The sequence below is a fragment of the Paenibacillus sp. TY11 genome (genome assembly GCF_059772165.1).
In genome coordinates, this window is sequence record NZ_JCBAIQ010000006.1 from 43,224 (window position 1) to 58,795 (window position 15,572).

At 48.8% G+C, this 15,572-nt stretch carries 12 protein-coding genes; all 12 read left to right on the forward strand.

Features of this window, described 5'->3' with window-relative positions; all coding sequences use genetic code 11:
- The first annotated feature begins 33 nt into the window (after nt 1–33).
- The 12 genes from AC6EJC_RS07790 (at nt 34) to AC6EJC_RS07845 (ending at nt 15,531) form a co-directional block, all read left to right on the forward strand.
- Nucleotides 34–930 carry a LysR family transcriptional regulator gene (locus tag AC6EJC_RS07790; RefSeq protein ID WP_444953463.1) on the forward strand — a complete coding sequence of 299 codons (897 nt, stop codon included), beginning with the start codon at nt 34–36 and terminating at the stop codon, nt 928–930.
- Nucleotides 931–1,056: 126 nt separating this feature from the next.
- Nucleotides 1,057–1,614, forward strand: coding sequence for an outer spore coat protein CotE (locus AC6EJC_RS07795; RefSeq protein ID WP_013310588.1), 558 nt, complete (start codon nt 1,057–1,059; stop codon nt 1,612–1,614).
- A gap of 122 nt (nt 1,615–1,736) precedes the next feature.
- Entirely contained in the window at nt 1,737–2,972 is a 1,236-nt protein-coding gene (locus tag AC6EJC_RS07800) for a putative amidoligase domain-containing protein (RefSeq protein WP_444953464.1), read from the forward strand.
- Nucleotides 2,973–3,082: 110 nt separating this feature from the next.
- On the forward strand, nt 3,083–5,902 hold the full coding sequence (gene mutS / locus AC6EJC_RS07805) for a DNA mismatch repair protein MutS (RefSeq protein ID WP_444953465.1): 2,820 nt from the start codon (nt 3,083–3,085) through the stop codon (nt 5,900–5,902).
- Nucleotides 5,903–5,962: 60 nt separating this feature from the next.
- Nucleotides 5,963–8,080 carry a DNA mismatch repair endonuclease MutL gene (mutL, locus tag AC6EJC_RS07810; protein WP_444953466.1) on the forward strand — a complete coding sequence of 706 codons (2,118 nt, stop codon included), beginning with the start codon at nt 5,963–5,965 and terminating at the stop codon, nt 8,078–8,080.
- A gap of 12 nt (nt 8,081–8,092) precedes the next feature.
- Nucleotides 8,093–8,944, forward strand: a complete 852-nt coding sequence (locus AC6EJC_RS07815) for a class I SAM-dependent methyltransferase (RefSeq protein ID WP_444953467.1) — start codon at nt 8,093–8,095, stop codon at nt 8,942–8,944.
- Entirely contained in the window at nt 8,928–9,908 is a 981-nt protein-coding gene (miaA, locus tag AC6EJC_RS07820) for a tRNA (adenosine(37)-N6)-dimethylallyltransferase MiaA (protein WP_444953468.1), read from the forward strand. The genes AC6EJC_RS07815 and miaA overlap by 17 nt, the downstream gene beginning before the upstream one ends.
- Nucleotides 9,909–9,928: 20 nt before the next feature.
- Nucleotides 9,929–10,174 (forward strand): RNA chaperone Hfq, encoded by a 246-nt coding sequence (hfq, locus tag AC6EJC_RS07825; RefSeq protein ID WP_023989043.1) that lies wholly within the window; start codon nt 9,929–9,931, stop codon nt 10,172–10,174.
- Between the two features lie 190 nt (nt 10,175–10,364).
- Nucleotides 10,365–13,019, forward strand: a complete 2,655-nt coding sequence (locus tag AC6EJC_RS07830) for a PBP1A family penicillin-binding protein (RefSeq protein WP_444953469.1) — start codon at nt 10,365–10,367, stop codon at nt 13,017–13,019.
- A gap of 164 nt (nt 13,020–13,183) precedes the next feature.
- A complete protein-coding gene (locus AC6EJC_RS07835) occupies nt 13,184–13,741 on the forward strand; it encodes a ribonuclease FAU-1 family protein (RefSeq protein ID WP_444953470.1) in 558 nt (185 codons plus the stop codon).
- Nucleotides 13,742–13,745: 4 nt separating this feature from the next.
- On the forward strand, nt 13,746–14,432 hold the full coding sequence (locus tag AC6EJC_RS07840; RefSeq protein WP_498474508.1) for a YdcF family protein: 687 nt from the start codon (nt 13,746–13,748) through the stop codon (nt 14,430–14,432).
- A gap of 115 nt (nt 14,433–14,547) precedes the next feature.
- On the forward strand, nt 14,548–15,531 hold the full coding sequence (locus tag AC6EJC_RS07845) for an AAA family ATPase (RefSeq protein WP_103048819.1): 984 nt from the start codon (nt 14,548–14,550) through the stop codon (nt 15,529–15,531).
- The last annotated feature ends 41 nt before the right edge of the window (nt 15,532–15,572 follow it).

A 15,572-nucleotide genomic window follows, 5' to 3' on the forward strand; every position in this document is an offset into this window, starting at 1 on the left:
TTGCATCGAAAAAAACGATTGAAGGAGCGGATTATGGAATCGCGGCATTTGTTTACCTTTTTAAATGTGGTTGAGGCAGGCAGTTTTACGCGAGCAGCGCGTATATTGGATTATGCACAGTCGAGTATCACTGCTCAAATTCAAGCGCTAGAGACAGAGTTGGGTACGCCGCTTTTTGATCGCATTGGCAAAAAAATCATGCTGACGGATGCCGGACGACGTCTGCTGCCCTATGCGCAGGAAATTTCCAAGATGCATGCTATGGCTAAGGATGCACTACGTTCAGAAACAGAATTGGCGGGCACGCTGAAAATAGGAGCACCAGAGTCGCTGGCCGCTTTTCGTCTACCGAGTCTGATCCGTGAATACAGGGAACGGTATCCGAAGGTTAAAATTGTCCTTAAACCCGGCGAATGCTGGGAATTACGCGATTTGATCCGTTCTGGTGAGCTGGATTTGGCTTTTTTGCTTCAGCCTGAGACGGAGGACAGGGAACTAAATGTCACCACGCTTATTCACGAGCCGATGGCATTGGTTGCGCCACTTAAGCATTCGCTGGTTACCTATACACGGGTAGAGCCTGCCGACTTGAAGGACGAAACCATTTTGCATACGGAGGCAGGATGTACGTACCGTATCCTTTTTGAACAGTATTTGAACAAACACGGTATTTTTGCAGACCCTAGCCTGGAATTTTGGAGCATTGAAGCCATCAAACAGTGTGTCATGGCTGGATTGGGTATTGCGCTGCTTCCTCTGGTTACGGTACAAAATGAGCTGCGAGAAGGTAAAATGGCGCGTTTAGCTTGGGATGACAGTGAACAGCAGGTGGCTACTCAGGTCGCTTATCACACGAAAAAGTGGAAATCCCCGGCTCTCAGCGAATTTTTACAGATCGTTGAGCAGCATGTAACACATTGGCGTGCATGAGTTCAAGCCATTGCGGCATATGCTTATACAAATAATATTTTTTCCTTTTCGCCTATTCACTCAACATTCGCCCACAACCTGCATACATATGTATGGAATGATTGATTGTATGGAGGAGGTTCAAGAATGGCATTAAGTCATAAAAATCGTAGAGAGATTATTACCAAAGCGATCTGTGGTAAAGGTCGCAGATTCTCTACCGTAACCCATACCGTAACTCCGCCGAATAATCCGACCAGCATATTGGGGGCATGGATTATTAACCACCAGTATGAAGCTGTGGCGGCTGGGGACGGCATTGAGGTCGTCGGGACGTATGATATCAATATTTGGTACTCATACGATAAAAACTCGCAGACCGATGTGGCTAAAGAAACGGTGTCGTACGTAGAAAATGTGCCGCTCTCGTATCTTGATCCGAAGCACCGGGCGTCTACAGTGGAAGTATCCGCCGAAGCTACACAGGAGCCGAGTTGCGTCGAGGCCAGTGTGTCTTCTGGGGGTGGCAGCGTAATGATCCGGGTCGAGCGGGAATTTGCGGTGGAGCTGGTGGCGGAAACGAAGATTGTTGTAGAAGTATTCCCGAATGGCAGCAGTGACGATTTTGACAAGGACTTTGATTTTGGAGCGGAAGAGGGGGACTATGAGGAGCTCGACCCCGACCTCATTGACGACGAGCTCTGACAGAAGTAACCAAAAAGAGGGCCGCTTTACTCTTTGCGCCGGCTGATTCTGCGCAGGGGGCAAAGGCCCTCCTTTTTTGTTGTTATGGGTTGAAATCTGTAACGTAGTCCGTAGGGGGGAATATGATGCAGCAGCCGGGACAGGCGCTCAGACGCTTCAGACAGATGCCGAATGATGAAAAAAAGCGTAGACTGGAGCGTTCAGGCATATCAGTTCGTTGGATGGATGGCAGCACAGCAGATTTTGCGATAGGCTACGCGGTGCAAATCCATCAACTGCGGGTGCTGGAAATTCGTAGACGTGCCATCGAAGGGCCTTCCAAAGTCCGCGCATATGATCTGTCTGCGCTGGATCAACATTCACCGCTCTATGTCCGGATGGAGCGGCTGGCTGTACGTGCGTTGTACACACTGGGTTTGGACAGTGGTGAGGTGGTGCTCACGCCGCTGGGGGAGCGTAACTGTCAGGTGCGCGTAGTCTTGGCACAGCCATGGCTGAACGATGGACGTTTGGCCACGTTATATGAAGTTGCTGCGCGTGAAGGGGATGTTGAGGGGGAGGATCTTTCAGCGGAACGAGGGAGAGATCGATTACTAATCGGAATGGACCCCGAATTTGTACTGGTTCGTATGCCGGAGGGACGGGTCGTTCCGGCATCAAGATATTTGGGCCGTCTAGGCATAGCAGGCTGCGATGCCGTTACCCGTCGGGGACGAACACTCTATCCGGTAGCTGAGCTTCGTCCTGCGCCGAGTGGAGATCCGGCCCGTCTGTTGAAGCACCTGCGTCAAGCTTTTGCAACAGCAGCCCGGCGCATTGCCGATCGTACGCTCATCTGGCAGGCGGGTGGAATGCCGCAACCAGGTTTTCCGCTGGGTGGACATCTGCATTTCAGCGGGGTTCCGCTAAACGGTGCCTTGCTCCGGGCACTAGATAACTATTTGGCGCTGCCTTTGGCGCTACTGGAAGACAAGCGCGCGGCCCGGCGCAGACCGCATTATGGCAATTTGGGCGATTTTCGCCGCCAATCGTACGGAGGCTTTGAATATCGTACACTGCCCAGTTTTCTAATCTCGCCACAGCTAGCGAAAGGTGTGATTGGAATGGCGTTTCTCATTGCTTCTCAATATCCCCGTTTGCAACGTAGGCCGCTGGGTGAAGAGGAGGCTCACAGAGCTTTTTATGAAGGAAACCAGATTGTGCTTAAGGAGTATATGGAACCTCTTATTTTGGATATGGTTTCACTGGAGATATACTCGCAATATGAAGATTATGTAGGGCCATTGCTGGACAGCCTCCGCGAGGGGAAACAATGGGATGAATCGCGGGATTTGCGCCCGTATTGGAAGCTTTCGTAAAGTCAAGTGTCGACACCCAAGATGGTTTCATGTTATCGACTGTCATTTTTGATATAATGAGAGGTAATTATAAGTTTAAACGGAACAAAGTGTGGGGGTTAGTAAACGGTATGTCTAAATATACACCGATGATTGAGCAATACTTATCCATAAAAGAGCAGGCCAAAGATGCATTTTTGTTTTTCCGCCTGGGAGATTTTTACGAGATGTTTTTTGATGATGCAATTCTTGCATCCAAGGAGCTGGAAATTACACTTACGGGTCGTGAGGGTGGCGTCACGGAAAAAATTCCGATGTGCGGCGTGCCTTATCATTCAGCGGAAAATTACATACAGCGCCTCATTGAGAAGGGTTATAAGGTGGCCATCTGTGAGCAAATGGAGGAAGCCTCAGCTACAAAGGGGATGGTGCGGCGGGATATTGTCCGCGTTGTAACCCCGGGTACGGTAATGGAAGGTAAGGTGCTGGGTGACAAATCCAACAACTACATGGTATGTGTCACGGAGACGGACGGGATGCTGGCGCTGGCGGCGTGCGACTTGTCAACAGGTGAGTTATATGTGACCTCCGTACCTGATTCGAAAGAATGGCTGCTAGATGAAATTAACATTTATGAGCCGTCTGAAATGTTGGGGGATGGCCATCTGCTCGATTTCGTGACATCCCGTATGTCCCCCGTTGGACGGCGTGTTGTGTATACGGCTTGGGATAAATCCAAGGATGATCTTGTGCGAGATCAATTTGGCGAAGCCACGTGGGCAAGGCTTACGGAGGAACGCAGACGGTGTGTATCGCGCCTGATTTCCTATTTAAATGAAACGCAAAAAAGATCGTTGGGCCAATTGACCCAAATCTCGGTGTTTGAGCCAAACCATTTTATGATTCTGGATCCGTTTACCCGCCGGAATCTGGAGCTAGTGGAGACGGTACGCGAACGCTCCAAGAAGGGCTCGCTGCTGTGGTTGTTGGATCGCACAGAGACATCCATGGGAGCGCGCCTGTTGCGTCGTTGGATCGACAAGCCGCTGTTGAGCAGCAGTCTAATTGAGGAACGGTTGGAGGCGGTGGACAAGCTATACCATCAGTTTATTTTCCGTGAGGATGTACGTGCTCAGCTTAAAGAGATTTACGATCTGGAGCGTCTGGTTGGACGGATCGCCTTTGGTAGTGCTAATGCACGTGATCTGATCGCTCTCAAGCTGTCGCTGGCCCGAATTCCGTCTTTACGCGAGCTGTGCGCTGAATCTCCTTCGAAGACGCTGAGACGGATTGCACAAACACTGGATAGTTGTACAGACCTGTGCGCGTTGATTGAGGAAGCAGTGGCGGATGAACCGCCGATTTCCGTAAGGGATGGAGGTCTTATTAAGGAAGGCTACCATCAGCGTCTGGACGAACTGCGCGAGGCGAGTGTGAATGGTAAGCGTTGGATCGCTGAGCTAGAGGCCAAGGAACGTGTAGCAACGGGCATCCGGTCGCTCAAAATTGGATACAACAAAGTATTTGGTTATTATATCGAGGTGACCAAATCCAATTTGGCTTCATTACCGGAAGGTCGATATGAACGCAAACAGACGTTGGCGAATGCGGAACGGTATATCACACCGGAGTTGAAGGAAAAGGAATCTCTGATTCTGGAAGCAGAGGATAAAATGGTTGATCTGGAATACTCGCTTTTCTCCGAGCTTCGCAGTAAACTGAACGCTGAAATTCCCCGTCTGCAAAAGCTGGCAGAGCAAGTAGCTGAAATTGACGTGTATCAGTCGTTGGCATCGGTTAGTGCGGAACGAGGATTCGTTAAGCCTGAGCTGACAACAGGATATGATTTCGTAGTGGAACAGGGGCGGCATCCCGTTGTGGAAGCCGTAATGAAAGATGGCGGTTTTATCGCCAACAGCACGGTGTTGGAGGAAGCCGACGCGCATATTCTACTTATCACTGGTCCGAATATGGCTGGGAAAAGCACGTATATGCGTCAGGTCGCACTCATTGCAATCATGGCTCAAATTGGCTGCTTTGTCCCGGCTGCACGTGCCAAGGTGCCGATGCTGGATCGCATTTTCACACGGATCGGCGCTGCGGATGATCTCATCGGCGGGCAGAGTACGTTTATGGTCGAAATGGCAGATATCCAAGTAATGACGGACAAGGCAACTCCGCGAAGCTTGATCATTATTGATGAACTGGGACGAGGTACGTCCACCAGTGAAGGGATGGCGATTGCACAGGCAGTCATCGAATTTGTCCATGACACAATCGGCTGTAAGGCGCTGGTATCTACGCATTTCCATGAGCTGGCGCATTTGGAGCAAGGTCTGTCTTCGCTGCGAAATTACTCCATGGCCGTGCAGGAAAGCGGCGACAAGGTGAATTTCCTGCGCAAGCTCATACCAGGCGCAGCTAGTAGTAGCTACGGTATTTATTGTGCTCGGCTTGCAGGTTTGCCAAATAACATTATTGAGCGAGCGAATGGACTGCTGTATGGTTTTGAGCAGGCGGCGGCTCAAGTAACGGCAGGCACCGATACAGTAGCAGGAGGGAAGGAAGGGACTGACCTTCGTACAGTTTCAGGGACAGAAGATGTTTCTTCTTTGACCGAAAATAATTCAGGCCAGACATTGCGAGAAAGCGGAGAAACTGCATCACAAGCCCAGTCTTTATCACAGCAGGCCACTCTGGTAAAAGAAGATACTCTACAGACTGTGGAAGATTCCAGCGCGTTGGAGCAAGGAGCAACCGAAGTGGTACAGCTGTCCATTTTCGGAGAGCAGGAGCTTACCGCCTCCAAGTTACACCCAGAGACGGTAGAGGCTAATCCGATTGTGCGCCAAATTTTGCGTAAGGTGAAAAACGCTGATGTCATGAATATGACTCCCTTACAGGCGATGCAGCTGTTAAATGAATTAAAAAACAAGGCCAATGGCCTGTAGTAAAAATAAGTGACGTTCCTATTTTTCATCACACTTTGAAGTCAGGAGGAGGTTAAAAGGATGTCTAAAATTCGAGTACTGGATGAGCATATTGCGAACCAGATTGCTGCCGGTGAGGTCGTGGAACGTCCAGCCTCCGTCGTGAAGGAGCTGGTGGAAAATGCGATTGATGCAGGCGGTACGCGGGTGGACGTATGGGTAGAAGAGGGCGGCCTGCAAAGTATCCGGGTGACGGATAATGGAAGTGGCATTGAGCCTGAAGACGTGGAAACGGCATTCTATCGGCACGCGACAAGCAAAATCGGACATGGTCGCGACCTGTTTCAGATCACAAGTCTCGGCTTCCGGGGAGAGGCGTTGCCAAGTATAGCGGCTGTATCGAAAGTAGAGCTGCTTACAGCAGCCGGAGATGACGGGCGTGCCCGTAAATTGGTGATTGAGGGCGGTAAGTTGGTGCTTTACGAGGATGCCGCTAGTAGGCAAGGGACGGATTTTACCGTACGGGAGCTGTTTTATAATACGCCTGCACGGCTGAAATATATGAAAACAATCCAGACGGAGCTGGGACACATTTCGGATGTATTGTACCGAATGGCGCTTTCGCACCCGGAAGTTGCCTTCACATTGCGGCATAATGGCAATACATTGTTGCAAACGTTGGGTAATGGTGATTTGCTCCAGGTGATTGCCGCTATTTATGGAACTTCTGCGGCGAAGTCCATGCTACTGCTGGAAGGAGAGAGCCTCGATTACCGAATTAGCGGCTATATCAGCCGCCCAGAGTGGACCAGATCGAATCGGAATGCGATATCGACGGTAGTGAATGGACGTTTTGTGCGTAGCTACGGGCTCAATCAGGCGTTGCTCAAGGCGTATCATACCTTATTGCCGATCAATCGTTTTCCGCTGGCTGTGATCCAACTGGAAATGCATCCTTCTTTGGTGGATGTTAACGTTCATCCCGCCAAGCTAGAGGTGAGGTTCAGCAAGGAAACCGAACTGTTTCAGTTGGTCGAGGATTCGGTAAAAGCTGTTTTAGGGCAGCAGGTGTTGATCCCCAAGGCAGTCAAACGCGAAATCGGCGCCAAGGATAGTGGCTCGTTCGTGCAGGAGCAGTTTCACTTCTCGAAGGGAAATGGTGCGGAAGGGGATACTTCTTCCGGCAAAGACCGGGAAGGAGCACTGCCACTTTCCGAGGCTTCGTCGGAGAGCCAGGAGCGTGAGCAACGTCCGAGCAGGGATAGCCTCTCAGCCATTGGACAGGCAAACACTCTTTCAGGTAAAAGTGTTAGTGATGATGAACTGGATGCAGATTTTGTGGAAGAAAACATCGGGAGTGAAGTTAGAGAGGGAATGTCGCTCCCTGATAGGACGGCTGTACAATCGTCCGAAGGAGATATTGCCGCAATTGGTACATCTTCCTTGTATAGCGGAGGGATACAGGAAACGGCTGCTTCTGCTGCTTACCAAACTTCTGTGTCGCCGATTGCAGAAAACGCTACTGATTCCCGTCATTTCGCGGATCAGAAGCCGCGTCAGCAACGTCTGAATGCCGGACAATTGGCAGCGGTGTCGGGAGAAGCTCCAGAGTTGCCTACTTTTCCTGAGCTGAATTTAATCGGTCAGCACCATGGGACATATCTGATTGCGCAGAACGATCAGGGCTTGTATTTAATTGATCAACATGCCGCGCATGAACGGGTCAATTACGAATTTTATTATGAAAAATTCGGCAATCCCGAGTCAGTATCGCAGGAGCTGCTACTGCCAATTACACTGGATTTTACGCCTTCCGAAACGGAAAAGTTGAAAACAAGGCTGCACTGGTTTGAACAGGCAGGGGTGTATTTGGAGCATTTTGGCGGTCAAACCTTCCGTGTCAGCTCTTATCCGTACTGGCTCCCCCAAGGAGAAGAAGCGGATGTAATTGAGGAAATGGCAGGATGGGTGCTGGAGGAAAGAGCCATTGATCTTGCTAAGCTGCGAGAAGCAGCCTCGATCATGTGCTCCTGCCGGGCCTCGATTAAAGCAAACCAGAAGCTGACTGACCGACAGGCTGTCGTGCTGCTAGAGCGTTTGGCAGCGTGCAAACAACCATATACTTGCCCTCATGGGCGACCTATTGTGGTTTCCTTTTCCACATATGATTTAGAGAAGCTGTTTAAAAGAGTAATGTAAGGGAGTTTATTTATGTTGCAGGATCGGGAAAACCGTGAAAAAGAAAAACGGTCGAGGCTACGGGAGAAGCAAGTCGAATTACTGGTCACGACAGGGGATTCCCCCTCGGCTGAGGTTGTGGAGCGAGCGAAGCTGCTTGCAGCCGAGTTGGGGGTGCTGTATGCCCCTCGTCGCGGCATATCGGTAGCTAAGCTAATCGCGGCTCACAGAGTCCACCAGGCTTTGGTACTGGTGCAGGGAGGAGTGAGGCTGATTAGCCCGGAACAGCCACCGATGGTTTTTCACCCGAGTATGGGTTTCATTCGCGCCAAACGGGTATTAAAGGGTGAACCTGACCCGATGTTGACGGCTGCCCGGCTCGTCCCGGGTGATACCGTACTGGATTGCACCGCAGGACTCGGTACGGATTCTCTTCTATTTTCAATTGGAACGGGAAGCTCTGGACAAGTCACGGCTGTGGAGAGTTCTTTCCCCGTCTATGCTTTAATCAAGGATGGAATGAGGCATTACCGTTCAGGCAACGCTGTAGTAGATAAGGCCTTTTCTAACATTGACGTTCGTTTTGGTCATCATTTGGACTATTTGCGTAGCTTGCCGGATCGCAGTATAGATATTATTTATTTTGACCCGATGTTCCGTGATCCGTTGCTCGATTCCAGCGCAATCGGTCCATTGAGAGGGCTGGCTAACCCAGACGCGTTGAATGAGGAAAGTATTGTTCATGCGAAACGGATTGCACGAAAAACAATAGTATTGAAAGAAAAACGAGGTAGCGGGGAGTTTGCCCGCCTCGGCTTCCGTGTGGAGCAACGGGGCACAACGAAAACAGTGTACGGAGTGATTGATATTGACAGCGGCACCTAAGCCTAAATTACTTGTTCTTGTTGGCCCGACTGCGGTCGGCAAGACGAAACTAAGCATCGAGATGGCACGACAATTTGACGGGGAAATTATTTCCGGGGATTCCATGCAGGTATACCGTCATATGGACATTGGAACTGCCAAAATTTCCGAACAGGAAATGGAAGGAATCAAGCACCATTTAATTGATATTCATGAGCCTGAATACCCATATTCAGTAGCTCAATTTCAGGAAGATTGTCGGCGTCTCATACCTGACATTCACTCCAGAGGAAAGCTACCGTTTATCGTAGGCGGAACGGGACTATATGTGGAATCAGTCTGCTATGAATACCAGTTTTCCGAGGTGGGTGCTGACGAAGCTTTTCGTCAGGAACAGCTTGACTATGCCGAACAGTTTGGAGCCGAGGCGCTTCATGCGCGACTACAGGCGGTTGATCCCGAAAGTGCACTTCGTCTGCATCCTAATGATCGTCGTCGTGTCGTTCGGGCGCTGGAAATTTACCATGTTAGCGGAACGACACTTAGCTCTCAACTTGCCAGTCAAAAAAAGGAATCTCCCTACCAACTCTGCATCGTAGGTTTGACAATGGATAGGCAAATGCTATATAAACGTATTGAAGACCGAATTGACGGGATGCTCGATCAAGGGCTTGTTGCTGAGGTAACCTCCTTATTGGAACGGGGAGTGCGAAGCGATGCCATCTCCATGCAAGGTCTAGGCTATAAAGAGATATCCTCCTACCTGCGGGGAGAGGTGTCTTTGGAAGAGGCGGTGACTTGGCTAAAACGGGATACGCGTCATTTTGCGAAGCGACAGCTCTCGTGGTTTCGCCATATGAAGGATATCCAGTGGGTAGATGTCACTGATTTCGGAAATTTTTCTGCTCATGCAGCCCGAATACACGAAATTATAGCAGGAAAGTTCCGGACAGACCTTGAATATACTTCAAAACAATCCAAATGATTATTGGGGGTACGGCTAAAATGAACAAGTCCATTAATATCCAAGATACGTTTCTGAATCAATTGCGCAAGGATTCTATACCTGTAACGGTATACCTCATCAATGGATTTCAGGTGCGGGGAACGATTAAAGCATTTGACAATTTTACGATTGTTATCGACTCGGATGGAAAGCAACAGCTGATCTACAAGCATGCCATCTCCACCTTTACACCGCAACGCAATGTATCGCTTGTACAGCAACAGGATAACGCTAGCGATAACTGATTACGGCTTGACGGTCGCCCGGGTTCATGAAACTTTTCAGGCGTCCGTCTCGTCTAACTGTATAGGAATGTGACCGGGAGCAACCTGATCAGGGTTGTTCTTTTCATTCCGTTTACTTTCATGCTGCCGACAGCAAGCTTGAAGCTTATGTTCGGTAACATATGATTATTCGCGAAAGGGAGTCAGGGGAATGCCAAACGATTCATTGTCCAGATCCGGCAATCGCAATAGAAACACACCTAAAGAGAAGCCGAAGGGCAAGAAAAAGAAAATAACAGGTAAGCGAGTGGGGTGGACGCTGTTTATTACAGCGGCGTTAGCCATTTTTTGCGCACTTGGTGGATATTTATTTGTCATGGTAAATGGTGAAAAAATTTACGAAGCCAACAAGGACAAAATTACAGTGAACGAGACATCGAAGGTTTATGATCGCAACGGTGTCCTCATGGGTGAGTTGTCTGTGCAAAAAAGCGATCCTGTCAAAAGTGAAGAAATTCCACCATTGCTCAAAAAAGCTTTTATCGCAACCGAGGATAAGCGTTTTATGGAGCATCAAGGGGTTGATATTTGGTCTATCGGTCGGGCGGCCGTTAAGGATATCGTGGCTCGTTCTGCAGTGGAGGGCGGCAGTACGCTAACTCAGCAGTTGGCCAAAAACTTGTTTTTGACACGTGACAAAACCTTTTTCCGTAAAGCGACCGAGGTATCCATCGCAATGGCGCTGGAGCGGAGGTTGACTAAAGATGAGATTATTACGCTTTATCTGAACCGGATTTGGTTTGGACGCTCGTATTCTGGAATTAAAGCAGCGTCGGAAGGCTATTTTGGGCAAACGAACTTAAAAGATTTAAAGTTGTGGCAGATTGCTACACTGGCAGCTATTCCGAAAGGGCCATCCAAGTATAATCCGATCAGTAACCCGGAAAACTCAAAGGCCCGGCGTGCTGTGGTTCTTCAGCTGATGTTTGAGCAGGGGATGATTGGAAAGCAAGAGATGGAAGAGGCCAAGGCTGTAAATTACAATTACAAACAACCGGAAAAAGTTCAAAAGTATCAAAATTTTATGGAATACGTCATGGATGAGGCAGAGGATGCACTCCCAGGAGTTAGCGGCAATGATCTGATTATTGGTGGTTACAAAATTCATACCACAATGGATGCCCAGGCTCAAAATGCACTTGATCAGGCGATGGCAGATGATGATATGTTCGAAAAAAGTCCGGACGATCAGCCTGTTCAAGCCTCGATGGTCATTATTAACAACCAGACAGGTGGAATTGCCGCGATGGCACCCGGACGGGATTACAAAAAGGGAACCTTCAATCGTGCGACACAGAGCCGCAGACAGCCAGGATCGGCCTTCAAGCCGATCGTTGCCTATGCGCCAGCTCTCGAATCCGGTAAATTTACGATGGATACCCCTTTGAGTAACGAACGTCAGAGTTTTAACGGATACAGTCCGAAAAACTTGCATGGTTACTCGTCGACCATCAGCATGCTCGATGCAATTACGAAGTCTGAAAATATTCCGCCTGTATGGTTGCTAAACCAAATCGGCGTGGAAAAAGGGGTTCAATTCGCCGAGAGCGTAGGCATTCCGATGGACAAAAATGATCACTCGCTTGCTATCGCATTGGGTGGATTAAGCAAAGGAACAAATACCCTTGAAATGGCGCAGGCGTATAGCGCTTTTGCTAATAAAGGGAAATTCCAAAAGGCTTATTCCATTAAGCAAATTAACAATAGTGACGATCAAGTGGTTTATACTCATGAAGAGGAAACTAAATCTGTAATGAGTGAGAAAACAGCTTATGAAATGACACAAATGATGCAAAATGTTGTCAATAGCGGCACAGGTCGAAAAGCACGTATTGACTGGCCTGTAGCTGGTAAAACGGGTACGACCCAAAGTGGAATCAGCGGTAACAGTGGTAACCGGGACATCTGGTTTGTCGGTTATACGCCGGAATATACCGGAGCGGTATGGATGGGGTATGACAAGCCGGACAGCAAGCATATGCTGAGAAACTACAGTGGGCAGTCCGCAGCCTTTTTCGGAAGGGTCATGGGTGAAGCCCTCAAGGGGCACCCGGTAACGCAATTCAGCGAGCCGAAGGGATATGAACCACCCGTTGAGCAGAAGCCAGACGAGCCGGTTCAGGCTACCGCTCCAAGCGGACTGAGCGGGTCTTATAGTCAGGAAACCCAAATTGTATCGTTGTCCTGGACTGCGGCGGCGGGAGATAATGTGCAGTACCGTGTATATCGCAAAGGGACTTCTGATGCAGGCTTTACGGCAATTATGGAGGCAATGAAGGGCACGAGCGGTGAAGACACGTCTCCTATAGCTGGAAACACGTATGAATATTATGTAGTAGCTTATGGAGCGGATGGAAAAGAATCCGAGGCTTCCAATACGATCCGTGTGGAAGTTCCAGCAGAGACCACTCCGGTAGATCCACAGCCAGGATCCGATCCGACTCAGGATGGAACAGTACCGGATAATAGCGGGACTATAGACGGTCAGAACGACACGGATCAGGGGAATACAGTTCCTGAAGGTACCGATAATGGCACCAGCCCGGGACAGGTTCCGACGACTCCTGGGGACACTAGCGGAAATGGCAGTCCAGAGAATAATAGTGGTAGCTCCGGCACGGGAAGTGACACGAATCAGGGAAATGGTCAGACTACTACACCGGATGCAGGTATTTCTGATGAAGATACCATGGTAAATCCAGAAAATACGGATACATCTACCACAGGAGCCACAACGGATGGAAGTCAGGAAAGCAATTACAACGGTCATTCGAACTCCAATCGTGGACGTCACAATCGGGATTAGCAAGTATTGCTTTATGTAAGTTGAATTTTGCTTCAAATAAAAGGTATTTTCGGACCGTTTCACGGTCTGAGAATACCTTTTTGCTGTAATAGAGGGGTTCTTTTTGAGTGTACAGTTTAAATATGGTAAGCTGGTTTTACCAATGTTGGAGAGGAACATCATTTATGAAGCGCAAATTCGGAGACCGGGCCAACTGGCGCAGAATCACGAATCGCAAGTTTGCTTGCCGGTATGTAGAAAGTGACGCGTTTACAGGATATGTGACCCTGTATACTATTTTGAACCTCAAAGAACCCTTATGGAAAAGCTACGGCGGTCATACGTTTTGCATAGCCGATAAAGGTTATTCCTGGCTGCAATATTATCCAAAAGGTGAGCACTATGTGGTGACTGCTATGTTTGACAATCGGGAGCAAATCGTTGAATGGTACATTGATACCTGCCGAAATCAGGGTGTGACCGATCAAGGGGTCCCTTGGTTTGACGATTTGTATTTGGATGTTGTGGTGCTTAAAAACGGTGAAATCTTCCTGGTGGATGAGGATGAACTGGAGGAGGCGTTACAACGGGGACATATCTCAACGCAGGAAGCAGAATTGGCTAACCGTACGGCGGCTGATGTGTTACATCGGATAGATGCCCACTTGTTCCCCTATTTTAAAATGTCGCTGAAACACCGAGCAGAATGGTTTCACAACGGTGATTTCAAGAAAGAACGGTGAAGTTTTGCAGTGGATTAGAAACACTGGACCCAAACGCCCTGAGCTGAAAAGCAGGCAGAGTCGCCTTGGGAAAATATTTATGGTATCCAAGCGTCTTGTACTTTGTTTGATGATTTTCATTTTGGTCGGATTGGTATGGGCAGGTATCCAAGTTTGGAACATGAATACAGCCGTCTCTACCACTCCGCTCCAGCAAGCGCAAATTGGTATCGTACTAGGTGCTTCTATGTGGGGAGCTGAGCCCAGTCCCGGATTGAGGGAAAGGCTGGAAGAAGCTTTGCGTTTATACCGCAACGGGACGGTGCAGCGTCTAATTGTAAGTGGGGGACTGGATAAACCAGATTTTCCGTATACGGAGGCCGAGGGCATGCAACGCTATTTGGTAGACAGAGGGGTCCCTGTACAGCATATTGTGTTGGAAAACCATGCGACCAGTACTTACGAAAATCTGCTCTATAGCCAGCGCATCATGAAGGAGTATGGCTGGACCTCCAACGTGATCATCACACATAGCTATCATGGCCCTCGGGCGATGGAGATTGCTCAATTCTTGAATTTTAATCATCCCCAGATGGCTCTGACGGAATCCAAAGTGCTGAATATGCCAATTCATCAATCAAGAGAAGTATTGGCATACGCTAAATGGACGTTGCAACGGTGGTGGATCAGTGCTCAAACTTGGGTTGCCTGAATTCGTGGAAAGGCTTTGTGCACGTTCCCGTTGCTTTTGTGCTAATAAGGACATGCTGGACCGAATACATTAATAGGGTAAGCTGTGCCTGAAGAAATGTTGAGGTGATGGATGTATGAACGGACGGGGAATCGCCGCGGGCAAGCGGTCGGAGGAGAGACCTTCCAGACAAATCAATGTCGTGCTGCGTAGCCCGGAGCCGATAGCTTCGGTGACTGTGGACGAGACGGAAGCAGTGGCTTCGACCAAGTCGCAGGCGCTACCGCAGTATCTCAGTCTTTATCAGGAAATTCAGAAAGAACTCGATCATCTCGTCGGCTTGGATAACATCAAAGATCTGGTATTTGAGGTATATGCCTTTTTGCAAATCGCCCATATGCGCACTGATGCGGGACTGTTGAGCAATGCACATGTCTATCACATGATTTTCAAAGGAAATCCAGGTACGGGGAAAACGACAGTAGCCCGCATTATCGCTAAAATGCTGCAAAAAATGGGGGTGCTGAGCAAAGGTCATCTAATTGAGGTGGAGAGGGCTGATCTGGTAGGTGAGTATATTGGTCACACGGCACAAAAAACGCGAGATCTGGTAAAGAAATCTCTTGGCGGCGTGTTATTTATTGATGAGGCTTACAGTTTGGCACGCGGAGGGGAAAAGGATTTTGGAAAAGAAGCAATTGATACTTTGGTAAAGTCCATGGAAGACCAAAAAAATCAATTTATTTTGATCCTCGCTGGATACTCGGGGGAAATGGACTTTTTTTTACGGACGAATCCTGGTCTTCCTTCTCGCTTTCCAATCCAGTTGGATTTTCCTGATTATACTGTGGATCAGCTCATCCAAATTTCCGAGATGATGGCCAAGGAGCGGGATTATATTCTCATGCCTCAGTCCATACTCAAAATGAAGGAGCATTTGCTAAACGAGCGTAATGACAGTCTTCATGCATTTAGTAATGCACGATATGTTCGTAACGTGATTGAAAAAGCGATTCGGCACCAAGCTGTCAGGTTGCTCAATCAGTACAGGAGCGGGCAACCCGGCAAGCAGGAATTGATGACGCTGCGTCCAGAGGATTTGAAAATGGACAAAAGATAGGCGATAATAGGAATCTGAATCACATCGAATTGTATGACATC